Genomic DNA, 21782 nt, shown 5'->3' with positions numbered 1-21782 from the left:
CGCCGGTTGCGGCAGGTCGGGGTGTCCGGCCGCTGACCTGCCGCAACCCGGGGACTGTGCGGTGCGGGGCGGTCAGCCTGGGCGGCCGGCGCCGGAGAGCAGGGCTCGGGTGGTGTCCCAGCCCTCCAGGGCCGGGTTCAGCCGGGCCAGGTCGCCCGGGCCGCGCAGGCGGTGCCACGCGGGCGTCACCGCGAGGTCGCCGGGGCGGGGCGCCGCCGCCCGCACGGCCGCGGGCCGCGCGCTGTCCAGGTCCAGCGTCGGCAACCATTCCGGTACGGGCAGCCGCGCCGCCACACCGAGCAGGCCCGGACCGTCGCCCTCGGTCGGCGCGACCGCGACCGGCCTGGTGGTGAGGGGCCGGAGCAGCTTGCCGATGATCAGCCCGGGCAGGTCCGGTGCGTCACCGGCGATCACGGCCACCTGGTCGTAGCGCCCGGAGGGCACCTCGCTGTCGGCGCCGGCCGGACGACCGGCCTCGGCCCACGCCGCCTGCTCGGGCGAAGCGGTGACCGGCCCGTCCCCGGCCTCCGGACCGGGCCCCGCCGTCCCGGGCCCGCCGGTCGGCCCCGGCTCACCGCCCGGCATCCGGGCCGACGGATCCCGGGCGAGGCCGGGTCCGGCAGGGCGGCCGGTCCCGCACACGTCGAGCACGGCGTTGACGGTGGGCTCCGGGATTTCGTACACCCTCGTGCCGGGCCAGACCACGGCGTCGGCCAACCACCGGTCGGCCGGGGTCACCGCGACCGCGGTCTCGGCCTCGTTCAGGGTGGCGAGCAGGTCGACGACGTCCTCGGCGAGCGCGGTCCGCCACGCGACCAGGTCGACACCCGGCGGCGACCACGCGACCGGGCCGAGCAACGCCACCACCAACCGTCGGGCCACGGAACGACCCTACGCCGGGTCCCGTTCGAGATCGACTCCATGCCGCCGGCAGCGCTCGATCAGCCGGCCCCGGACACCGCCGTGCCGCCGTCATGATGTGGATCATCAGCAGGGGCCGGCGGCGCGGCGGGTGGCCCCGTCGTGGTGGTTCGGCGGTCAGGAGGTGGAGACGGCGGCGACGCCCTCCAGGTAGCCGCGGGCGCGCTCGGTCTTCGGGTACCGACCGACCAGCTCCCAGAACCGGGCGTTGTGACTCGGGACGATGAGGTGGGCCAGCTCGTGGAGCAGGACGTAGTCGATGACCCAGTCCGGCATGTCCTGGACCCGGTGCGAGATACGGATCGTCCGGTCCGCCGGGGTGCAGGAGCCCCACCGGCCGTTCTGGTTGGTCACCCAGCGGACGCTGCTGGGAACCGCCTCCGGGCCGTGGTCGGCCAGGTAGAGCGTGATCAGTCGGGTGGCCCGGGCGAGCAGCTCGGCGTCGGACCGGGCCAGCCGGCCCTCCCGGGCGGCGAGCCGGGCGAGCATCCGGTCGACCCACTCGCTCTCCTCGGCGCGGGAGAACTGGTCGGGAATCAGGACGACGACGCGCTCACCGTCCCGGTACGCGGACACCGTCCGTCGCCGGCGCTGGCTGCGCCGTACCTCGACGACCGGCTTACGCACCCCTGCCATCAGCGGGCCGCGCAGCCTCGGATTCCTGCCACGAGGGAAAGCTACTGCGTGGTGACCAGGGGTCCGCAAGAGTCAACACGACGACACGCGCCCGGAAAATGGGGATTGGTCGCCAGGAGTCCCGAAAATTTCTGTGACAGAGCGTCTCCGGCCACGGTCCGTAGCGGCCGGCGGCGTCCCTCGACCGCGCCCTCTCACCGTAAGTGATCATCCAGGCGTACGGCACGCGGGGGTGCCCTACGGGCTATTTGCGGGGCTCCGGTCGGCGTGTCCCCGCCAAACTCACTTATCAGACCTAATTCGCCATGCACACTCTCGACGTCAACTTGCTCACAGTGTCGATGCAGAGCTGACATGGAACTGCCCAGACCTGGGTAGGGTCCGCGGACCAGCGGTCACGACAGTGGCCGCGACGAAAGGCCCAGCGCCGGAGCCATCCCGTGGCCCGCCGCCGGGAACACCGCCGGATGAGGGTTCGCCGGCGGACGAGACGAGGAGGGCACCGTGGCCGACCAGGCCCAGACCTACAACGGTTACTGCGTCAAGTGCAAGGAGAAGCGGGACTTCGAGGGGCACGTCGAGGTCTCGAAGACCGGGATGAACATGGCCAAGGGCAAGTGTCCGGTGTGCGGCACAACAGTGAACCGCATCCTGGGCAAGGCGAAGGTCTGAACCGTCCGGGTCGCGCGGAAGGGGTGGCCGCCGGCCACCCCTTCCGCCGTTTCCGGCAACTGTCAGTTGCCGGACAGACACCCAGTGCGCCTGTGGAAAACCCGCCAGACCCTGTGGACAACGCTGGACAGGGTCGTGGGTACCTGTGGACAACGATCGACGGACAGCAGGGACTCGGTCACGATTCGTGGTCATGACCCGTGCCACGCTGCCCCGCCCCACCCTCCTGCCCGGCCTCACCCGCCTCTGGCGGGACCGGCACACCCTGCAGCTCGGGGTCGACCCCGGCCGGGCCGTCCTGCTGGAGATCGCCAACCCTCGGGCGGCCCGGCTGCTCGACCTGCTGGACGGCACCCGCAGCGAGCGGCGCGTCCTGCAGCACGCGGCCACCATCGACGTCGGCCGGGACGAGGCCCGTACGCTGCTCGACACGCTGCGCGGCGCCGGTCTGGTGGTCGCCGCGCACACGCTGGTGCCACGCGACCTGGCCGGCCCGGCACGGGCCCGGTTGGCCATCGAGGCCGGGGCCCTCGCCCTGACCGCCGCGCGCCTACCCGGCACCCCGGCCCAGGTGCTGCGCCGCCGACTGGCCGCGCGCGTGGTGCTCGCGGGCGCCGGTCGCCTCGGCGCCCCCGTCGCGCTCGCCCTGGCCCAGGCCGGGATCGGCCACGTCCGGCCGCAGCTGAGCGGCCCGGTCGGTCCGGCCGACCTGGTCGGCAGCGGGATCCCCGCCGCCGATCTCGGTCGCCCGCTCGACGACGCGGTCCGCGACGCGCTCGCCCGCACCGCTCCCGGGACCGCCACCGGTCCGCTCCGCCCCGGCCGGGCCGACCTCGTGGTCCAGTTCGGTACGGACCGGCCGGCCGCCCTGGTCGCCGCGGCCCACGCCCAGCGCCGCCAGGTGCACCTGCCGGTCGACCTCCGCGAGGGCGTGCCGGTGGTCGGTCCCCTGGTCCGGCCACCCGTCGGGCCCTGCCTGAACTGCCTCGACCTGCACCGCACCGACCGGGATGCCGACTGGCCGGCGCTCGCCGCCCAGCTCGCCGCCGGAGGGCCCGAAGCGATGTGCGCGACGCCGACGCTGCTGGCCGCGGCGGCGTACGCGACCGCGGAGGCACTGGCCCACCTCGACGGCAGCACGCCGGAGACCCTCGGTTGCGCCGTCGAGGTGACCGCCGCGGGTCGGCTGCGCCGCCGGCTCTGGGCTCCCCATCCGTCCTGCGCCTGCTCCCGGCGACGGCACACCGCGCGACCGGAGCCGCCCGCCGCCGGCACCGTGGCGGTGGACGGGAACGCCGGAAGGGCACCCCGGCCCACCGCCGCGGCGGACGCGTTCGCCGGACGGGCACCCCAGCCCCGCCGCACGGCAGCCGCGGGCCCGTCGAGTCGGTAACAATGACCGGGTGACCGACATCCCGCGCCGGGCTGTGTCCCGGACCGCCAAGCTCGCCGCTCTGCCGCTCGGCTTCGCCGGCCGGACCGTCCTCGGCATGGGTAAGCGCGTCACCGGGCTCGCCTCCGACGTGATCTCCGCGGAGATCCAGCAGCGCACCGCCGAGCAGCTCTTCAGCGTCCTCGGCCAGCTCAAGGGCGGCGCGATGAAGTTCGGCCAGGCGTTGTCGGTCTTCGAGGCGGCGCTGCCGGAGGAGATCGCCGCTCCCTACCGGCAGGCGCTGACGAAGCTCCAGGAGGCCGCGCCGCCGCTGCCGGCGGCGAGCGTGCACAAGGTGCTCGCCGAGCAGCTCGGCCCCGACTGGCGGGACCGGTTCGTCGAGTTCAACGACACCCCGGCGGCGGCCGCCAGCATCGGCCAGGTGCACCGTGCGCTCTGGCGGGACCCGGGCTACGGGCCGGCGGGCGCGCCGGCCACCCGCGACGTCGCCGTCAAGATCCAGTATCCGGGCGCGGGCGACGCTCTCCTCGCCGACCTCAAGCAGCTCTCCCGGCTGGGCGGGATGTTCCGGGCGATCCAGCCGGGGCTGGACGTCAAACCGCTCCTGGTCGAGCTGCGGGAACGGATCACCGAGGAGCTCGACTACGAACTGGAGGCGGAGTCGCAACGCGCCTTCGCCGCCGCGTACGCGGGCGACCCGGAGATCTACATCCCGGGGGTGGTCTCGGCGTCGCCCCGGGTCCTGGTCACGGAGTGGGTCGAGGGCACGCCGCTGGCCGACATCATCCGCGACGGCACCGAGGAGCAGCGTGACGAGGCGGGCCGGCTGATGGCCACCCTGCACCTCTCCGCGCCGCAGCGCGCCGGGCTGCTGCACGCCGACCCGCACCCGGGCAACTTCCGGCTGATGTCCGACGGACGGCTCGGCGTGATCGACTTCGGGGCGGTGGCCCGGATGCCCGAGGGCACACCGGAACCGATCGGCCGGATCGCCGCGCTCGCCCTGCGTGACGACGCGGACGAGGTGGTGGCGGGCCTGCGGGCCGAGGGGTTCATCAGCTCCTCCGAGCCGATCGACGCCCAGGCGGTGCTCGACTTCCTCCGTCCGATGCTGGCCCCGATCGCCGCCGAGGAGTTCCGGTTCACCCGGGCCTGGCTGCGCGCCGAGGCGGCCCGGCTGGCCAACCCCCGCTCCCCCGCGCACCAGCTCGGCCGGCAGCTCAACCTGCCCCCGTCGTACCTGCTGATCCACCGGGTGACGCTCGGGTCGATCGGGGTGCTCTGCCAGTTGGAGGCCAAGGCGCCGTACCGGGGCATCCTGGAACGGTGGCTGCCCGGCTTCGCGCCGGTCGCCTGACGACAGGGCGGGCGCGCCCGGAAGGACCGGACGCGCCCGACGTGACGGGTACGAAAGAAGGGCCCCTCCGCCGGGAGGGGCCCTTCGTCCTTACAGAGCGCCCAGCTCGCGGGCCGACCGGCTGCGGGCGGCCATGGCGACGGTACGGGCGGAACGGGTTGCCTCAGTGCTCGTGGTGGTGCGACCGGCCTGAGGCCGGAGCATTCGAGCCCGGGACAACGCTTCGTTGAGTAGTTGCGTCTCGGTGGTGTTGAACAGATTCAGCATTCTCGTCAGCTTTCTCGCGGCCGGTGGATCACCGGCGGTGGGGTGGAACGGATCGGGTAGTTGTCAGGCCGCCAGCCGGACCGCGTCACGCGTGGACAGCCCACTGGCCGCCAGGCGCGCCTCGGCCTCGACCCGGAGCGCGGCGTCCCGGGCGACGTCCTCCTTGCGCGGACGGCCACGGGGCCGCTTGCGCGGAACGACCGCGCCACGCTCGAAGATCTCGCCACCCCAGACGCCCCAGGGCTCGGCCCGCTCCACCGCACCGGCCAGGCACTCGACGCGCAGCGGGCAGTCCCCGCAGAGCGACTTGGCCAGCTCGAGCTCGGTGGGCGAGTCGGAGAACCACAGGTCGGGGTCGAACTTCCGGCAGGGCAGGTTCGCCTCCAGCTCGACGCTGATGTCGAGCGGGGCCAACGCCAGACTCATCTCCCGGTCACCTCTCTCTCACTTCGATCTCGTGGATCGCACTTCCGACGTACGTACTTCGGCGGGGCAAAAAACTGAGGCCGCGGATCCCGGTGTGCGGGTTCCGCGGCCTCGAGGTGAGCCGGTGGTCTGGTTCAGACCGGTCTACCTCGAGGTGGAACTCCGCGGACGTCCATGCGCCGCTTGGCGACATCGACACCCTTGCCCGTGAAGCCACTGGTCCCCTGGACCGCGTGCGGTGCCGGCGCGAGAATCAGCTCGGCCTGAGTCTCGACCTGGTGCACCTGCGGAACCGACGGTCGCGCAGCGGCGAGGGCCACCTGGACAGCCGACAGCGGAGCGACGGCAGCGGGCAGCGCCGCCGGACGCTCGTTCATGTAGAAGATCTCCATCGGTGCCACCTCCTCTGACGTTCCTCGTGCCGACTGGACCCACGCTCGTGAGCAGCCCGAATGCCGCCGCTCGCGAGGTGTGCCATGAGGCTATGACGCCTCCGGGGGCGAGGGCAAACGAATTTACGACGAGATTTCGAAAGTTTTCTCCGGGCAGATCTCGTCCACCGCCGCGCCGGCCACCAACGCCAGCACCGCCTCCCCGTAGAGCCCCAGCTTCCGGGGTCCGATGCCGGCGATCGCCGTCAGGTCCTGCGGCCGGCCCGGCCGCCGCTCGGCCAGCGCGACCAGGGTCGCGTCGGTGAAGACCACGTACGCCGGAACCCGCTGGCCCCCGGCCACCCGGCGCCGCCACTCGCGCAGCCGCTCGTGCAGCTCCTCGTCGATGTCCGACGGGCAGGTGGCGCAGCGGCCCACCTTGCGGTCCGGACCGGCGAGCAGCGTCGCGCCGCAGACACGGCAGGAGACTATCTGGGTACGCCGCCGGTCGGCGGCGCGCCGGACCCCGCCCGTCCCGGCCCGCTCGGCCCCGCCGGAGCGGTCCAGCTGGGGCAGGAAGCGGCAGGGCCGCCGGGGCCGCCCGCCCGGTGAGCGGGCCGACGCGTACGACAGCCAGAGCCACTCGCGGGCCCGGGTGATGCCCACGTACAGCAGCCGCCGCTCCTCCTCCACCTGCTCGGGGGTCTTCGCGTACGTGGTGGGGAGGGTGCCCTCGGAGAGCCCGACCAGGAACACGGCGTCCCACTCCAGGCCTTTCGCCGAGTGCAGGGAGGCCAGGGTCACGCCCTCGACGGTGGGCGCGTGCTGGGCGGCCGCGCGCCGGGCCAGCTCGTCGGTGAAGTCGGCCAGGGTGACCGGGCGCTCCACCGAGGCGGCCGGCCCGATCGGCAGGACCGGCGGGGTGGCGGCGTACTCCTCGGCGAGCTGGACCAGCGCGGCGAGCGCCTCCCACCGCTCGCGCGCCGCACCACCGGCCGGTGGGCTGTCGGGCGCCCAGCCCACCGCGCCGAGCGCCTCGACCACGGCGGCCGGCAGCGGGGTCTCCCCGGGGATCGAGCGGGTCGCGGCCCGCAGCGCGACCATCGCCTGCCGCACCTCGGCGCGCTCGAAGAACCGCTCCGCCCCCTGCACCTGGTACGGCACCTCGGCCTCGGTCAGCGCCTTCTCGTACGCCTCGGACTGCGCGTTGGTGCGGAACAGCACGGCGATCTCGCGGGCCGGTGTGCCGGCGTCGACCAGCGCGCGGCAGCGGGCGGCGACCGCGGCGGCCTCGGCCGGCTCGTCGGTGAAGATCCGCAGATCCGGCTCCGGGCCGGGTGGCCGCTGGCCGACCAGCTCCAGGCGCAGCCGGGCCTCGGTGCCCCGGGCCTGCGAGATCACCGCGTTGGCGAGGCCGACGACCTGGGGGGTGGAGCGGTAGTCGCGGACCAGCCGGACCACCGTCGCGGCGCGGTGGCGGCGCGGGAAGTCGACCAGGTACGACGAGGTGGCGCCGGTGAACGAGTAGATGGTCTGGCTGGCGTCGCCGACCACGGTCAGGTCGTCCCGCCCACCCAGCCACGCCTCCAGCAGCCGCTGCTGGAGGGGGTTGACGTCCTGGTACTCGTCGACGACGAAGTGCCGGTACTGGGCGCGGACCTGCTCGGCCACGTCCGGGTGCTCCTCGATGCCCCAGACCGCGGCGCGCAGCATGTCCTCGAAGTCGATCACGCCGCCGGACCGCTTGAGCTTCTCGTACGCGGCGAAGACGTCGGCGACCTTCGCCGGCTCGTACGGGGTGTCGCGCAGCGCCTTGGCCGCCGCGACCACGTACTCCCCGGGCTCGACCAGGGACGACTTGGCCCACTCGATCTCACCGGCGAGGTCCCGGGCGCCCGCCCGGTCAGCCCGGATCCCGACCTTCGCCGCCGCGAGGGTGACCAGCCGGACCTTGCTGTCCAGCAGCTCGGGCATCGCCCGCCCGTCGAGCAGCCGGGCCGCGAAGTACCGCACCTGGCGCAGGGCCGCCGCGTGGAACGTCCGCGCCTGCACGCCGGGGACGCCGAGGGCGGTGAGCCGGCTGCGCATCTCGGCGGCGGCGCGGGCGGTGAACGTGACGGCGAGCACGTGCCGCGGTGAGATCTCCCCGGTCAACGCCCGGTGGGCGATCCGCGAGGTGACCGCCCGGGTCTTCCCGGTGCCGGCGCCGGCCAGGATGCAGACGGGGCCGGCCGGGGCGGTCACCGCCGAACGCTGCTCCGGATCGAGCCCGGCGAGCACGCGCTCGGACGCTGAGTGAACCACCACAGCGAGGAATTGTCTCAGCTCCGCCCGACGTTGCTCTGGTTAGCCTCAGCTTGATTCACGACTGCGACCCTGGAGGACCCGACGATGCTGACGATGTATTCCACTTCCTGGTGCGGCTACTGCCACCGTCTGAAGTCGCAGCTGGACCGGGAGGGCATCGGGTACGAGGTGGTCGACATCGAGCGGGACCCGCAGGCCGCGGAGTTCGTGATGAGCGTCAACGGGGGCAACCAGACGGTGCCGACGCTGCGCTTCGCCGACGGCAGCGCGCTCACCAACCCGTCGGTCAAGCAGGTCAAGGAGCACCTGGCCAAGCTGGCCGCCTGACAGTTCGGTTCGGTACGACGAGCGGCCGACCCCGCCGGGGTCGGCCGCTCGTCGCGTCCGGGGCCGGGTCAGGACGTGCGGCGTGGACGCGCCGCGCCGACCACCTCCTTCTCGACCGGACGGCGCGGGAGCGGCACCGGCGGTCGCGAGCGGGCCGGCGGTGGGGTCAGCGCCCGGCCGTGCCAGAGGTACCCGCCGGCCACCAGGGTCGCCAGCCCGACCGTCGCGAAGAGCAGGCGGTAGTCGAAGACGCCGACGAGCAGCGCGCCGGCGCCGATGGAGAACGCCTGCGGGCCGCTGACCACCGCCTCGGAGGCGGCGGCGACGCGGCCGATGAGCCCGGGCGGCGTACGCCGCTGGATCAGCGTGTGCAGCCCGACCATGGTCAGCGGCAGCGACACCCCGGCCAGCAGCACCGCGCCGAAGCCCAGCCACAGGCTCGGGTACGCCAGCGCCAGCGCGGCCGGCCCGAACAGCGCCACCCCGGCGGCGAGCGCGCCCACCTCGCCCACCCGCCGGACCACCCCCGGTGACAGGAGCCCGCCGACCAGTCCCCCGATCCCCTGCACGGTGACCAGCACGCCGACGAACGCGGCGTCACGGCGGAGCCCCTGGTCGACGTACGCGAAGATCAGCGACTCGCTGAAGCCCATCACCAGCGAGCCCAGGCCGTAGCCGAGCAGCGCGCGGCGCAGCGCCGGCTCGCCGGCCAGGTGCCGGAGCCCGTCGCCCAGCCCGGCCGGCCAGCGTGGCTCGCGCGGCTCCCGGGGCGTCTCGGTGACCCGGAGCAGGCCGACCACCGCGCCGGCGGTCAGGAAACCCGCCATCGCGGCGCCGGTCAGCAGCCAGCCCCCGGCGGCGGCGTAGAGACCGGCCCCGGCCAGCGGGCCGACGAGGCGCAACCCCTGGCGTACGGTCTGGAGCACGCCGTTCGCGTCGGCGAGCAGCTCGGCCGGCACCAGCTGCCTGATCAGACCGCTGAGCAGGGCGCTGAGCGTGACGTACGACAGCCCGTACAGCGCCGCGACCAGGTAGATGATCCACACGTCACCGCTGTCCCGGACCGCGAGCAGCGGGGTGAGCAGGATCGCGGTGACGAGGTTCGTGCCGACGAAGAAGGGCCGGCGGGGCACCCGGTCGACGAACCAGCCGACCAGCGGCGCCAGCGTCATCGGCGCGATGATCGCGAAGATGGTGGCCCCGGCCCGCCCGTCCGAGCCGGTCAGTTCCTTCACCCAGACGGCGAGTGCCAGCAGCAGGATCGACTCGGCCGCCATGCTGGCCAGCAGGCCGGCGAAGAGCAGCCGGAAGTCCGGGCGGCGCAGGACGGTGCGCATGTGTCCTCCGTCGAGGTGGTGCGCGGCGTGCCCGGTTTCCGACGAGACACGCCCTTCGCCGGAACCTCCGGCGCCGGTCACGCCGTCCATACTGACGGTGGGGGGCGAATTTCATACAGTTACCGTCGCGTCCGCGGCGGTCTACGGGAAAGAGGACATCGTGCCTCCAGCCTCACCCAGTCCCATCCTGCGACGGCGCAGGCTGGGCGTTGAGCTGCGCCGGCTGCGCGAGGCCGCTGGTCTCACCGGGGACCAGGTCATCGAGCGCGTCGGGTGGGCCTCCGCGTCGAAACTCTCGCGGCTGGAGAACGGCCGCAGCCGGCCGGACCCGCAGGACGTCCACGACCTGCTCGACCTCTACCGGGCCGACGGGCCGTTACGCGAGGAGTTGCTGGCCATCACCCGGGAGGCCGGCGACATCCGCGGGTGGCTGCGGAACTACCCCGTGATGACCCAGCAGCAGCGCGGCTTCGCCGAGCTGGAGGCCGGCTGCGTCGAGATCTCCGAGTACAACCCGGCCCTGGTGCCGGGACTGCTCCAGACCCCCGGGTACGCGCGGTTCCGGATCGCCTCGGCGCGCGAGGTCGACGAGGCGGCCGGGGAGCCGGAGGTCGCCGAGGACATCGACACCGAGGTGCGGGCCCGCCTGGCCCGCCAGTCACTGCTCACCCGGGCGTCGGACGCTCCCCGCTACACCGCCGTGCTGGAGGAGGCCGCGCTCGGCGGCCGGGCCGGCCCGCCGGACGTCCTCCGGGAGCAGTTGATGCAGCTGTGCGAGTTGGCCATGCTGCCGAACGTCGCGCTCCACGTGCTGCCCAAGGAGACCCAGGTCGGCGACTGGTACCTGCCGCCGACCGCGTTCTCGCTCTACCGCTTCGCCGACCCCCAGGACCCGGAGACCGTGGCGATCGAGGGTGGATTTCTCAATGTCATGTCGACAGAGGTAAAAGCCCTAAATCGCTATAAAGTAGTGTTCGAGTGGTTGTGCACGGCGGCGCTCTCCGCATCGGACACTCTCTCCTGGCTGATCCAGGCCACGGGGCGGCTGCCCGACGCGGCGGCCCCGTCCACTGTGGCGTACGGGCCGGCAACGGCGCCGACCCAACGCCGCCGGCACCACGGGCGCCTGACGGAACGGTGAATCAGGGGCTCGCCTTCCGGATCTCGCCTGCCCCGAGACGAGGCCGGGCGGCGATCCAGGAGCATGCCCTGAGGCCGGCACCCCACCGTCGGGTCGTGCGGCACCACTCGTTCCATCGGTCGGTTCACCACAGGAGTGAGACCATGCACGAGATCCGCAACACGCCGTCCGTCCTTCCCGAGCTTCCCGACGTGCCATGGCGCAAGAGCACGCGAAGCCAGACCTCCAACTGCGTCGAGGTCGCGCCGCTGCCGACCGGCCCGGCCGCGGTCGCCCTGCGGGACAGCAAGGACCGCGGTGGCCCGGTGCTGCTGTTCGACCGGGCCGGCTGGGTGGGCTTCCTGGCCGGGACGAAGAACGGCCAGTTCGACCGGGCCTGATCCCCGTACGCCTCGGGGCCGCCGGCATCGTGCCGGCGGCCCCGTCGCGTGTCCGGATCGGACCGACCTGCCTCGCCCGATCGGACGAGCCGCCCGGCCGATGGTCGCGTTTCACTTGCTGGGACCGCTACCCGGCGTAACATGACGCGTGAATGACGTGGAACTTCCACCCCGTTCCTCGATCGTCGCGGCACATCCGGAGACCGACATGCGGTTCCTGATCGTACGCACCGACGTCCGCGCGGCAGCCGACGTCGACATCGCCGCCGCCTGGGCCGATGGTGGCCGCCTGCGCGACGAGCCCACCTCCCCCGAGCCACGCCGCCAGGTCGTGCACGCCGACGACCGGGACGCCGCCCTGGTGCTGGCCCGGGCCCTCGCCTCGGTCGGCGCGGTACGCGCCGGCAGGCAGCGGGTGAAGGTGCTCCCGCTCGACGAGCCGACGGCAACCTGGCCGTGCTGGACGGACGACCGGGGCACCTGACCACGAGACGTCCGTCGTGACCGGACCGGCTCCCCCGCCGTGTTCCCTGCCCCAGCCGGCCACGACGGCCCGTGTTCCCGGCCCGTGACCGTCGCGGCAACGGCGGCCACGGGCCGGGACCGCGTCCACGCCCGCCGCCCCGGTGTCTCGCGGCGACGCGCAGCGAGGCCGGCCCGGCGGCCGGTCAGCAGTAGCCGCCGAGCCAGCGGCGGACCAGGAAGAGGGCGATCGACGACGGCGGCGGCAGGACCAGCCGGTCGCCGTCCACGTCGACCGTCCGCCCGGCCAACGCCGCGCCGATCTCGCCGCGGGTGAACCAGCGGGCGTACGCGATCTCCGCCGGGTCGACGCGGACCGGGTGCGCCGGATCGGCCGTGGCCAGGAAGCCCAGCATCAGCGAGCCGGGAAACGGCCAGGACTGGCTGCCCGCGTACGCGATGTCGGCGACCGGGACGCCGACCTCCTCGCGGACCTCGCGGAGCACGGCCGCCTCGGCCGACTCGCCCGGCTCCACGTACCCGGCGAGGCAGGAGAACCGGCGCTCCCCCGGGACCCGAGGCCAGGTGGCGTTGTTGCCGAGCAGGCAGCGCCCGTCCGAGCCGGGCACCCCGTCGTGGACCAGCACGATCATCGCGGGGTCGGTACGCGGCCACATCCGCTCGCCGGCCGGCGCGACCCGGGACCAGCCGGCCTCGTCCATGGCCGTGGACTCCCCGGTCACCGGCGAGAAGAGGTGCCGCCGGTGCCAGTTCAACAGGGCCAGACCGGCGGTGAACAGACCGGCGTCGCGGTCGGCCAGCAGGTGACCGATCTCGCGCAGGTGCGCCGGACGGGTGCCGGGCAGCTCCGGCAGCGGCGCGTCGACGAGAAACACCGGGACGCCGTCGGGCTCGACGCCGAGGAACATCGCCCGCGCGACGGCCCCCTCCGGCACGTCCTTCGGCCCGACGAGCACCAGCGCCGGCGGCGCCGCGTCGGCGCGCACCAGCGCACGCCCCTCGGAGCCGCCGTCGAGCACCAGCACCCGGGCCCCGGCCCACGCCTGGGCCAACCAGTCCGGGTCGGTCCGCCGGTGCGCCGCCCGATCCAGGGTGGAACGGGCCAGCGGTGGCGCCTCCTCGCCGCCGCTCACTGCCCGGCCGGTCCGGTGACGACCGGGGTGAGCGCCACGAGCTGCGGGCCGACCCGCTCGGCGTCGCCCAGGACGACCGTGACCGCCCGGGCCGGCGCGAGGTACCGGGCCGCCGCCTCGGCGACGTCGGACACGGTCGCCTTCGCCAGCCGCGCCGCGTGCTCCGCCAAAAAGTCCAGGCGGAGGCCGTTCCCGGCGTACGCGCTGGTCAGCGACGCCAGCCCGGCCTGGGTGGACATGCCGAGCTGGAGGGTGCCGAGGGCGTACTGGCGGGCCTGCTCCAGCTCCTCCTCCCTGGGTGGGACGGAGGCCAGCCGGCCCAGCTCGTACGTGGTCTCCAGCAGCGCCGGGCCGGTCACCTCGGTGGCCACCTCGGCGGCGGCGACCAGCACCGACCCGGCCACCGAGTGCTCGACCAGCGAGTGCGGCCCGTACGTGTAGCCCTTGTCCTCGCGGATGTTCTCCACCCAACGGGAGGAGAAGTAGCCGCCGAAGATCAGGTTGGCCAGCTGCAGGGCGGCGTGGTCCGGGTGGGTGCGCGGCACCGCCGGCAGCGCCACCCGCAGTGACGACTGCACCGACAGGGGACGGTCGACGAGCAGCAACGGCCCCGGCTCCAGCGGCGGCGTGGGCGGCAGCTCGGCGACGTGCCCGGCGCCGTTCCAGCCGGCGAGCGCCTTCTCGGCCGCGTCGAGCGCCCGGTCCGGCTGCACGTCCCCGACGAGCACGAGGACCGCGTCGGCCGGGTGCACCCGCTGGGCGTGCAGGGTCCGCAGCACGCCCGGCCGCACCGCCCGGACCTGCTCCGGATCGGGAGTCTGCACCGCGTACGGGTGCTTGCCGTAGATCCGCTTGAGCAGGGCGGTCCGGGCGAGGTGCGCCGGCTGGCTCTGCGCCACCTGGATCCGGTCGATCAGCCGGTCCCGCTCGGTGGCGACGTCGCCGGCCGGGTACGTCGCCCCGGTCAGCACGTCCGCCAGGATCTCCAGCGTCCGGTCCAGGCCGGTGACCAGCCCCGCGCCGGAGAGCATCAACCGGTCCGGGTCGATCCCGGCGGACAGCCCGCCGCCGACCTTCTGCAACTCGGCGGCGATCTGCACGGCGCTCATCGTCTCCGTGCCGGAGAGCAGGGTCTGCGCGAGCATCGCGCCGCGGGCGAGCTGCACCCGCCCGAAAGGCATCCAGAGCCGCAGCTCGACCAGGGGCACGGCCGGGCGGCGTACGGCGATCACCGTGAGCCCGTTGCCCAGCGTGCGCTCGGCCTGCTTCGGCAGCTTGAGCCGGCGGGTGGGGCCGAGCGGCGGCAGCGTGCGCGGCGCGGCGGGGGCGGTCATCGGGAGCCTCCGGCGACGACGTCGATGGCGGCGCGGCGCTCCGGACGCAGCGTCGCGGCGGCGGCGCGGACCGCCTCCTCGGTGACCTCGCCGACCAGGCGGGGCAACTCGTTGAGCAGCCCCGGTTCACCGCGCTGCTGCTCCAGGACGGCCATCCGCAGCGCCCGGCCGAGCACCGCGTCGGTGTCACGCAGCAGGTGAGTGGCCATCCGCGCCTGGGTGCGGGCCAGCTCGCCGTCGGCCAGCCCGTCGGTGGCCAGCCGGTCCAGTTCCTCGTCGATCGTCCGCAGCACCTTGTCGACGTCACCGCCGGGCGGCAGGTGCGCCTGGAGCAGGAGGGCCGTCGGGTCGCGGACGTCGAACGGGTCGCCCATGAAGCCCAGGTACCCGCCGACGCTGGTCACTGCCCGGTCCCGCTGGACCAGCCGCTCGACCAGCCGGGAGGCGTCGCCGTCGGTGAGCACCTCGGCGAGCACCACGTACGGCAGGTAGCCGGCGAAGTCGCCGACCGGGTCGGGCACCCGCCAGGCGGAGGCGACCGCGGGGAGCGGCGCCAGCCGGTCGGTGTACGACGACCGGCGCTCGGCGGTCAGGTCCGGCTCGTCGAAGCTCGGCCGCTTCGGGGCGGGACGGGCGGGCACGTCGCCGAAGTGCCGCTCGATCAGCTCGGCCGCCCCGGCGACGTCGACGTCCCCGCTGACCGCCAGCACCGCGTTGCCGCTGGCGTAGTAGCGCCGGAAGAAGTCGGCCGCGTCGGCCACCGTGGCCGACTCCAGGTCGTCGAAGGAGCCGTAGCCGTCGTGCGCGTTGGGGAACGTGTCGAACATGACCGGCGGGAGGGTCAGCCAGGGGAAGCCCCCGTACGGTCGGTTGAGCACGTTGACGCGGATCTCCTCCTTGACCACGTCGACCTGGTTGCGCAGGTTCTCCTCGGTCAGCCGGGGGCCGCGCATCCGGTCCGCCTCCAGGAACAGCGCCCGCTCCAGGGCGTTGCTCGGCAGCGTCTCGTAGTAGTCGGTGTAGTCGAGGTGGGTGGAGCCGTTGAAGGTGCCTCCCGCGCCCTGCACGTGCCGGAAGTGGGCCAGCTTCTCCAGGTTCTCCGAGCCCTGGAACATGAGGTGCTCGAAGAGGTGCGCGAAGCCCGTGCGCCCCTCGGGCTCCGAGCGGATGCCGACGTCGTAGACGACCGCCACCCCGATCACCGGGGCGCTGCGGTCGGGTGTCAGAACCACCCGCAGGCCGTTGTCGAGGGTGAACCGTTCGACGGGATACCTCGTCGCTGGGATCTTCGCTCTGCGCGTCGGCACGTGATCGACCCTAGCGTGTCGACACTCTCCGTACCGCCGACCTACCGCGCCGCTCGCCGGCACCTGACCGGCGGGCGGCTCTGGTCGGGACCATGCCCCGGGTCCCGACCAGAGCCCGTTCCGGGCGGCCGGCCCGGTCCGCTCAGCTCTCGGTCGGGACGGAAGCCCCGACCGGGCTGTGCAGCTCCACCGGCACCGCCGGGGTGGCACCGTCCGGCACGGCGTGCCACGGGGTGAAGACCGCGACCAGGGCCAGCAGCACCCCGGCGGCGGCGACCGCCACCACCAGCAGCAGTTCCCGCACCGCACCCGAGCCGGTGTCCCCCGTCATCGCGCCCTCCCCCACCGGGCTGTCGGCCCGGCTCTGTCCCCCGGGCCCACCCTCGCCCGGCAGGGCGTCGGGCACAGTCGCCGATCGGACCGGAGGGCGGCTGATTGCCGACTCATGTGGCCCGCCCGTCACGACGCGGCACCGGCACGTTCGCCCGGCCGGCGTTCGAGACGGGCTACGGAAGGGGCCGTCCGGACGGCGGCCGGCCGGTCAGCTGAACCGGGGACGGCGGGCACGCCGAGGGCGGCCCGAGGTGCGGTGCCCGGCCCGGCCTGCCGTACCGCCGGCGTGGCCCGTCGCGTCGCCGCCCGGTCCGCCGGCACCGCCTCGGCGCGGTGCGGGAACCGCCGGCGGCGGCGCGATCGTCACCGGGACACCCGACGGCTCCCGGGCGCCGGTCACCCGGACCAGCTCCGAATCACCGGGGCGTACGCGGGTCGACTCGGGGCGGATCCCCGCCGTCGCCATCAGGCGGGACACGTCGTGCCGCTGCTCGGGCAGGACCAGGGTGACCACCGTGCCCGACTCCCCCGCCCGGGCGGTCCGTCCGCCCCGGTGCAGGTAGTCCTTCGCGTCGGTCGGAGGGTCCACGTTGACCACCAGGTCGAGCCCGTCCACGTGGATGCCCCGGGCCGCGACGTCGGTGGCGACCAGCGCGGTCACCTGCCCGGTGCGGAACTGCTCCAGGATGCGGGTGCGCTGCGGCTGGGACTTGCCGCCGTGCAACGCGGCCGCGCGGACGCCCTTGGCGAGCAACTGACGGGCGACCCGGTCGGCCCGGTGCTTGGTGCCCATGAACATGATGGTGCGGCCCTCCCGGGCCGCGATCCAGCTCAGCGCGGCCGGCTTGTCGACCGCCTCCACGTGCAGCACGTGGTGGGTCATCGCGGTGACGGTGGCCGTGCCCGGATCCACCGAGTGGGTCACCGGGTCGGTGAGGAAGCGCCGGACCAGCCGGTCGACGCCGCCGTCCAGGGTGGCCGAGAAGAGCATCCGCTGGCCGTCCGGGGCGACCTGTTCGAGCAGGCGGGTGACCTGCGGCAGGAATCCCATGTCGGCCATCTGGTCGGCCTCGTCCAGCACGGTGACGCCGACCTGGTCGAGCCGGACGTCGCCGCGGTTGATCAGGTCGTGCAGGCGTCCGGGCGTGGCCACCACCAGCTCGGCGCCCGCCCGCAGCGCCTCCGCCTGCCGGTTCAGCGACAGGCCACCCACCACGGTGGCGCAGCGCAGCCCCACCGCCCGGGCGTACGGGTCGAGTGCCGTGGTGACCTGCTGGGCCAGCTCACGGGTGGGTACCAGCACCAGCGCGAGCGGGCGCCGGGGCCGAGCGCGGCGGCCGGCGGTGCGGGACAAAAGTGGAAGCCCGAAGGCCAGGGTCTTGCCAGACCCGGTGCGGCCGCGGCCGAGCACGTCCCGGCCGGCGAGCGAGTCCGGCAGGGTCGCCGCCTGGATCGGGAACGGCGCGGTGATGCCCTGCGCGGCCAGCTCGGCGAGCAGCGCCGGGGCGAGCCCGGTGTGGGCGAACGACGGAGCGACGGTGGTCATGGTGAGCCTTCCTCGACGCGGCACGTGTCGAGGGAGGGCGCCGGGCGGCGCTGTCGACCGGCGGATCCGAACCGCCGGGACTCACAAGCACGAACCGAAAGGTACGGGTCCGGCCCGCCCCCGCGTCGCCGCCTGGTGGCCAGGTCGACGTCGGGGCGGGCCGGTCCCGTCACCACGCCCGGAGGGCATGGTGGGTGTCACACGATCCGAAGATCAGAGCGGACGGATGTTCTCCGCCTGCGGGCCCTTCTGGCCCTGGGTCACCTCGAACTCGACCCGCTGGTTCTCGTCCAGGCTCCGGTAGCCGGAGGACTGGATGGCCGAGAAGTGGGCGAAGACGTCGGCGCCGCCGCCGTCCGGGGTGATGAAGCCGAAGCCCTTGTCAGCGTTGAACCACTTGACGGTGCCAATTGCCATGTTCGTCTCCTTGACGGAACGTCGAACCCGCACCTGTTGCGGGCTCGAGAGGAGCGGACCGCGCCGAATCGCGCGGCCTGCCTGTCGCTTCTGGTCGCCCCGCCCGGAGAACTCCGGACACAACAAAGAGCGCCTGGGGCCACAATCCACCAGGCGCACACAGAGTCTCTGGGAACCATAACTGCAACGGCACCAACCTATCACGGATGGCCGGAACCGCCACCCGCTTCCGGACTTTCCGGCACCGAAGCGATCAGCGCGGTCAGGCCGGCGACGTCGAGCAGGTCCACCGGCCGGACCGTCACCCCGTCCCGGACGTAGTGGAACGCGGCGCCGACCCGGTCGACCGGCAGGCCCGCAAGCTCCGCCCAGGCCAGCCGGTACACGGCGAGCTGCACCGCCGCCGCCTCGGCCGCCGGCCCGGTCGGCTGCCGGCCGGTCTTCCAGTCGACGACGTCGAACCGCCCGCCCGGACGGGCGAAGACGGCGTCCATCCGGCCACGGACCACGATGCCGGCGATCGCCGTCGCGAATGGAACCTCCACCTCCACCGGCGTCCGGTCGGCCCACTCACTGGCGAGGAAGCGCTCCTGCAGCTCGGCCAGCGCCTCGTCCGGCGCGGCGTCCGCGTCCGCCGCGCCGGGCAGCTCGTCGACGTCGAGCAGCCGGTCGGCCCCGAAGCGCTGCTCCAGCCAGGCGTGGAAGGCGGTGCCCCGCCGGGCGTACGGGTTGGGCTCGCTGGGGAGCGGACGGCGCAGCGTCCGGGCGAGGCCGGCCGGGTCCCGGCGCAGCGCCACCAGCTGGGTCACCGACAGCTGCCCGGGCAGCGCGACCTCGACCGGGCCGGACTGCCGGGTCAGCTCGGCCCGCTCGGCGAGGAGCAGGTCGGCCTCCCGCCGCCACCGGGTCACCTCGGGATCCCCGCCGACCCCGTCGGCGTCGGCGGCGGCGGCCGCGCCGTCGGCGTCGGCGTCGGCGGCGGCGGCGGCCGCGCCGTCGGCGAGGTACCGCCGGACCAGCGCGGCCGCCTCGGCGAGGGCCGGCCGGCGCGCCCCCAGCGGATCGGCCGGCCACTCGGCGTGCAGCACCACCTCGGTCGTCGGGTTGACCGCGTCCGGTGCGGGCTCGGGCGCCCACTCGTCGACCACGTGCCCCGCGCCGCCGTCCAGGCAGGCGTCGTGCACCTCGCGCAGCAGCACCGACGGGCCGCGCGGCCGCTTGGTGCCCTCACCCCACCAGTGGCCGGAGCACAGCAGGAGCCGGCGGGGGCGGGTCACGGCCACGTACGCCAGCCGCCGCTCCTCCCGCTCGTCGTGCGCGCGCCACGCGTCGGTGAAGTCCTCCAGCGCCCGCGCCACCGCGCGCTGGTCCCCCACGTCGGCCAGGGCCAGCGCGGGCAGCCCGTCGGCGTCACCGCGCAGCGGGAACGGCAGCACGCCCAGCCCGCCCAGCCAGTGGTCGGAGTTGCGCACCGGCCCCGGCCACACCCCGCGGCTGAGCCCGGCGACCGCCACCACGTCCCACTCCAGGCCCTTGGCGGCGTGCGCGGTGAGGATCTGCACGGCCCCCTCGACGACCTCCACCTCGCCGGGGGTGAGACCGCGCTCCTCGTCCTCGGCGGCGGCGAGATAGGCCAGGAACGCCGACAGGGTCGCCCCCGGCGTCTCCCCGCTGAACCGCGCCGCGACGTCACCGAGCGCGTCCAGGTGACCGCGGGCGAGGCCGGCGTCGCCCGCCCCGTCCCGGCCGGCCCGCACCGCGACCTCCACGTCGAGGCCGATGGTCCGCTCGACGTCCGCGATCAGGTCCGGTAGGGACTGGTCCAGCCGGTACCGCAGCAGGCCCAGCTCCCGGGCGTACGCGCGCAGCCGCGGGTAGCCCTCCGCCGAGTACGCCTGCGCCGGCCCCAGGTCGGCGAGGGCCTCCACCAGCGTCGCCTCGTCCAGCGCGTCCAGGACGATCTCCGGCTCGTCACCGGCGGCGAGCCGCCGGCGGGCGGACGCGATGGCCTTCGCCCGGCGGTGCAGGGACACCAGGTCGCGCGGCCCGATGCGCCACCGGGCGCCGGTCAGCAGGCGCAGCAGCGCCGCGCCGTCGGTCGGGTCGGCGAGCACCCGCAGGGTGCACACCACGTCCCGCACCTCCGGCGTGTCCAGCAGGCCGCCCAGCCCCACCACGTCGACCGGCAGGCCCCGCGCCCGCAGCGCCGACTCGATCGCCGGGATCTGGCTGCGCAGCCGCACCAGCACCGCCGTGGTGGGACGCGCCGCCACCGGGATGTGCTCGGGCAGCGCACCGGGTGCCCCCGCCGCCCCCTGCCAGGCGCGCAGCACGCTGTCGGCGATCCAGTCCGCCTCGTCGGCGTACGTCGGGAGGAGCGCGCAGTGGACGGTGCCGGCGGCGGTTCCCCGGGGCGTGCGATGCGGGATCGGGTCCTTGACGCTCAGCGCCGCGTGCAGCTCCGGCACCTGGGCTCCGGCGGCGCGCAGCGGCGTGGCCAGGGCGTTCGCCACGCCGAGGATCTCCGGGCGGTTGCGCCAGCTGGTGGTGAGGCTGCGTACGGCGGCCGGCGTGCCGTCGGCGCGGGCGAACTCGGTGGGGAACCGGTCCAGGGTGCCGGCGCTGGCCCCGCGCCAGCCGTAGATCGACTGGCAGGGGTCGCCGACGGCGGTCACCGGATGGCCGCCGCCGAAGAGCGCGTTGAGCAGCACCACCTGGGCGTGGCTGGTGTCCTGGTACTCGTCGAGCAGCACCACCCGGTACCGGTCCCGCTCGACCTCGCCGACCGCCGGGTGGTCCCGGGCGACCCGGGCGGCCCGGGCCAGCTGGTCGGCGAAGTCCATCGCCTCGAAGTCCTCCTTGCGCCGGGCGTACGCGCGCACCAGCGGAAGCAGCTTCAACCGGGTCTGCTGGACAGTGAGGGCCTTCTTGACGTCCGCGTAGACCCGGCCGGGCCGGGACTGCACGTCGGCGAAGAAGCGGCCGGTCCAGGCGGCCAGGTCGTCCGGCTCGACCAGGTGCTCGTCCAGCTCGCCGGCGAGGGCCAGCACCGCGTCGGTGATCGTGCTGGGCATCCGGTCCACGTCGGACATGTCGCCGTCGTAGTTGCGCACGATCAGGTCGACGAGCTGCCAGCGGGACGCCTCGGTGAGCAGCCGCGTGGACGGCTCGTACCCGGCCCGCAGGCCGTGCTCGGTGACGATGCGTCCGGCGTACGAGTGGTAGGTGGAGACGGTCGGCTCGCCGGACAGCGGATCGTCGAACGGGTCACGGCCCCGCCGGCCCAGCCGGCGGACGAGCTGGTCGAGCCGGGCCCGTACCCGGTGTGCCAGCTCCCCGGCCGCCTTGCGGGTGAACGTGAGGCCGAGGACCTGCTCGGGACGGACGTACGAGTTGGCCACCAGCCAGACCACCCGGGCGGCCATCGTCTCGGTCTTGCCGGAGCCGGCGCCGGCCACCACCAGCAGCGGCTCCACCGGCGCGGCGATGATCGCGGCCTGCTCCCGCGTCGGCGCCGGCAGCCGCAGCAGCTTCGCCAGCTCGACCGGCGTGTACCGGGGGCCGGCGTCCGCCACCCTCGGGGCCGGCGTCGCGGAGCTGAACAGGGTCGGCTGGCTCACGGTGTCGTCCGCGGCTGCGGGGCTGGCACGCTCACTCCTCGCCCTCACTCACCTGTTCTCGTTCCGGCCGCAGC

19 protein-coding genes and 1 pseudogene are annotated in these 21782 nt (G+C 74.4%); 7 read left to right on the top strand and 13 right to left on the bottom strand.

Going from position 1 to position 21782, the window contains the following annotated elements:
- Positions 1–72: 72 nt before the first annotated feature.
- Both AB0873_RS06255 and AB0873_RS06250 read right to left on the bottom strand, forming a co-directional pair.
- Entirely contained in the window at positions 73–882 is an 810-nt protein-coding gene (locus AB0873_RS06255) for a hypothetical protein (protein WP_366598677.1), read from the bottom strand.
- Between the two features lie 156 nt (positions 883–1038).
- The gene (locus AB0873_RS06250) at positions 1039–1557 is read right to left on the bottom strand and encodes a M48 family metallopeptidase (RefSeq protein ID WP_366598676.1); all 519 of its coding nucleotides are present in this window, start codon (positions 1555–1557) and stop codon (positions 1039–1041) included.
- 504 nt (positions 1558–2061) lie between these two features.
- Between AB0873_RS06250 and AB0873_RS06245 the strand changes: the two genes are divergently transcribed.
- From AB0873_RS06245 to AB0873_RS06235, 3 genes and pseudogenes are all read left to right on the top strand, one after another.
- Positions 2062–2229, top strand: a complete 168-nt coding sequence (locus AB0873_RS06245; RefSeq protein WP_007464795.1) for a DUF5679 domain-containing protein — start codon at positions 2062–2064, stop codon at positions 2227–2229.
- A 193-nt stretch (positions 2230–2422) separates the two neighbouring features.
- Positions 2423–3469: pseudogene (locus tag AB0873_RS06240) on the top strand (hypothetical protein); the annotation flags it as partial.
- Between the two features lie 163 nt (positions 3470–3632).
- Complete coding sequence (locus AB0873_RS06235; RefSeq protein WP_366598675.1) at positions 3633–4979, top strand: AarF/ABC1/UbiB kinase family protein; 1347 nt, start codon at positions 3633–3635, stop codon at positions 4977–4979.
- A gap of 330 nt (positions 4980–5309) precedes the next feature.
- Here AB0873_RS06235 and AB0873_RS06230 read toward each other — a convergent pair whose 3' ends face one another.
- From AB0873_RS06230 to AB0873_RS06220, 3 genes are all read right to left on the bottom strand, one after another.
- Positions 5310–5672 carry a WhiB family transcriptional regulator gene (locus AB0873_RS06230; RefSeq protein ID WP_155330410.1) on the bottom strand — a complete coding sequence of 121 codons (363 nt, stop codon included), beginning with the start codon at positions 5670–5672 and terminating at the stop codon, positions 5310–5312.
- A 134-nt stretch (positions 5673–5806) separates the two neighbouring features.
- A complete protein-coding gene (locus AB0873_RS06225) occupies positions 5807–6064 on the bottom strand; it encodes a hypothetical protein (RefSeq protein ID WP_155330409.1) in 258 nt (85 codons plus the stop codon).
- 123 nt (positions 6065–6187) lie between these two features.
- Positions 6188–8350 (bottom strand): ATP-dependent DNA helicase UvrD2, encoded by a 2163-nt coding sequence (locus AB0873_RS06220; protein ID WP_366598674.1) that lies wholly within the window; start codon positions 8348–8350, stop codon positions 6188–6190.
- An 84-nt stretch (positions 8351–8434) separates the two neighbouring features.
- Between AB0873_RS06220 and AB0873_RS06215 the strand changes: the two genes are divergently transcribed.
- Positions 8435–8677: a mycoredoxin gene (locus AB0873_RS06215; RefSeq protein WP_155330407.1), complete on the top strand. Its 243-nt coding sequence runs from the start codon at positions 8435–8437 to the stop codon at positions 8675–8677.
- Between the two features lie 68 nt (positions 8678–8745).
- On the opposite strand, the gene AB0873_RS06210 is transcribed toward AB0873_RS06215, so the two are convergent.
- A complete protein-coding gene (locus AB0873_RS06210; protein ID WP_366598673.1) occupies positions 8746–10014 on the bottom strand; it encodes an MFS transporter in 1269 nt (422 codons plus the stop codon).
- A gap of 160 nt (positions 10015–10174) precedes the next feature.
- Between AB0873_RS06210 and AB0873_RS06205 the strand changes: the two genes are divergently transcribed.
- The 3 genes from AB0873_RS06205 (at position 10175) to AB0873_RS06195 (ending at position 12019) form a co-directional block, all read left to right on the top strand.
- Positions 10175–11155, top strand: coding sequence for a helix-turn-helix transcriptional regulator (locus tag AB0873_RS06205; RefSeq protein ID WP_155330405.1), 981 nt, complete (start codon positions 10175–10177; stop codon positions 11153–11155).
- A 143-nt stretch (positions 11156–11298) separates the two neighbouring features.
- Entirely contained in the window at positions 11299–11535 is a 237-nt protein-coding gene (locus AB0873_RS06200; protein WP_155330404.1) for a DUF397 domain-containing protein, read from the top strand.
- A 208-nt stretch (positions 11536–11743) separates the two neighbouring features.
- On the top strand, positions 11744–12019 hold the full coding sequence (locus AB0873_RS06195; RefSeq protein WP_155330403.1) for a hypothetical protein: 276 nt from the start codon (positions 11744–11746) through the stop codon (positions 12017–12019).
- 184 nt (positions 12020–12203) lie between these two features.
- Here AB0873_RS06195 and nudC read toward each other — a convergent pair whose 3' ends face one another.
- The 7 genes from nudC to AB0873_RS06160 form a co-directional block, all read right to left on the bottom strand.
- Entirely contained in the window at positions 12204–13151 is a 948-nt protein-coding gene (gene nudC / locus AB0873_RS06190) for an NAD(+) diphosphatase (RefSeq protein WP_366598672.1), read from the bottom strand.
- A complete protein-coding gene (locus tag AB0873_RS06185) occupies positions 13148–14485 on the bottom strand; it encodes a pitrilysin family protein (protein WP_366598671.1) in 1338 nt (445 codons plus the stop codon). Before AB0873_RS06185 ends, nudC begins: the two co-directional genes overlap by 4 nt.
- Positions 14482–15792, bottom strand: a complete 1311-nt coding sequence (locus AB0873_RS06180; RefSeq protein WP_366598670.1) for a pitrilysin family protein — start codon at positions 15790–15792, stop codon at positions 14482–14484. The genes AB0873_RS06185 and AB0873_RS06180 overlap by 4 nt, the downstream gene beginning before the upstream one ends.
- A gap of 142 nt (positions 15793–15934) precedes the next feature.
- On the bottom strand, positions 15935–16123 hold the full coding sequence (locus AB0873_RS06175; RefSeq protein WP_155330399.1) for a hypothetical protein: 189 nt from the start codon (positions 16121–16123) through the stop codon (positions 15935–15937).
- 210 nt (positions 16124–16333) lie between these two features.
- The gene (locus AB0873_RS06170) at positions 16334–17671 is read right to left on the bottom strand and encodes a DEAD/DEAH box helicase (RefSeq protein ID WP_366598669.1); all 1338 of its coding nucleotides are present in this window, start codon (positions 17669–17671) and stop codon (positions 16334–16336) included.
- Between the two features lie 213 nt (positions 17672–17884).
- Positions 17885–18088: a cold-shock protein gene (locus AB0873_RS06165; RefSeq protein WP_007464836.1), complete on the bottom strand. Its 204-nt coding sequence runs from the start codon at positions 18086–18088 to the stop codon at positions 17885–17887.
- Between the two features lie 200 nt (positions 18089–18288).
- Positions 18289–21708, bottom strand: coding sequence for an ATP-dependent DNA helicase (locus AB0873_RS06160; RefSeq protein ID WP_366598668.1), 3420 nt, complete (start codon positions 21706–21708; stop codon positions 18289–18291).
- Between the last annotated feature and the right edge of the window lie 74 nt (positions 21709–21782).

This window comes from Micromonospora sp. NPDC047707 (genome assembly GCF_040704235.1).
Lineage (GTDB): Bacteria > Actinomycetota > Actinomycetes > Mycobacteriales > Micromonosporaceae > Micromonospora.
Note: the sequence above shows the minus strand (reverse complement) of the source record. Positions and strands in the feature narration are given on the sequence as shown.

Bases quoted from the DNA above. Each gene is read 5' to 3' on its own strand.
- AB0873_RS06175 (WP_155330399.1), bottom strand. From the start codon at position 16,123: ATGACGGGGGACACCGGCTCGGGTGCGGTGCGGGAACTGCTGCTGGTG.
- AB0873_RS06210 (WP_366598673.1), bottom strand. From the start codon at position 10,014: ATGCGCACCGTCCTGCGCCGCCCGGACTTCCGGCTGCTCTTCGCCGGC.
- AB0873_RS06230 (WP_155330410.1), bottom strand. From the start codon at position 5,672: ATGAGTCTGGCGTTGGCCCCGCTCGACATCAGCGTCGAGCTGGAGGCG.
- AB0873_RS06195 (WP_155330403.1), top strand. From the start codon at position 11,744: ATGCGGTTCCTGATCGTACGCACCGACGTCCGCGCGGCAGCCGACGTC.
- AB0873_RS06250 (WP_366598676.1), bottom strand. From the start codon at position 1,557: ATGGCAGGGGTGCGTAAGCCGGTCGTCGAGGTACGGCGCAGCCAGCGC.
- AB0873_RS06165 (WP_007464836.1), bottom strand. From the start codon at position 18,088: ATGGCAATTGGCACCGTCAAGTGGTTCAACGCTGACAAGGGCTTCGGC.
- AB0873_RS06200 (WP_155330404.1), top strand. From the start codon at position 11,299: ATGCACGAGATCCGCAACACGCCGTCCGTCCTTCCCGAGCTTCCCGAC.
- AB0873_RS06170 (WP_366598669.1), bottom strand. From the start codon at position 17,671: ATGACCACCGTCGCTCCGTCGTTCGCCCACACCGGGCTCGCCCCGGCG.
- AB0873_RS06225 (WP_155330409.1), bottom strand. From the start codon at position 6,064: ATGGAGATCTTCTACATGAACGAGCGTCCGGCGGCGCTGCCCGCTGCC.
- AB0873_RS06215 (WP_155330407.1), top strand. From the start codon at position 8,435: ATGCTGACGATGTATTCCACTTCCTGGTGCGGCTACTGCCACCGTCTG.
- AB0873_RS06185 (WP_366598671.1), bottom strand. From the start codon at position 14,485: ATGACCGCCCCCGCCGCGCCGCGCACGCTGCCGCCGCTCGGCCCCACC.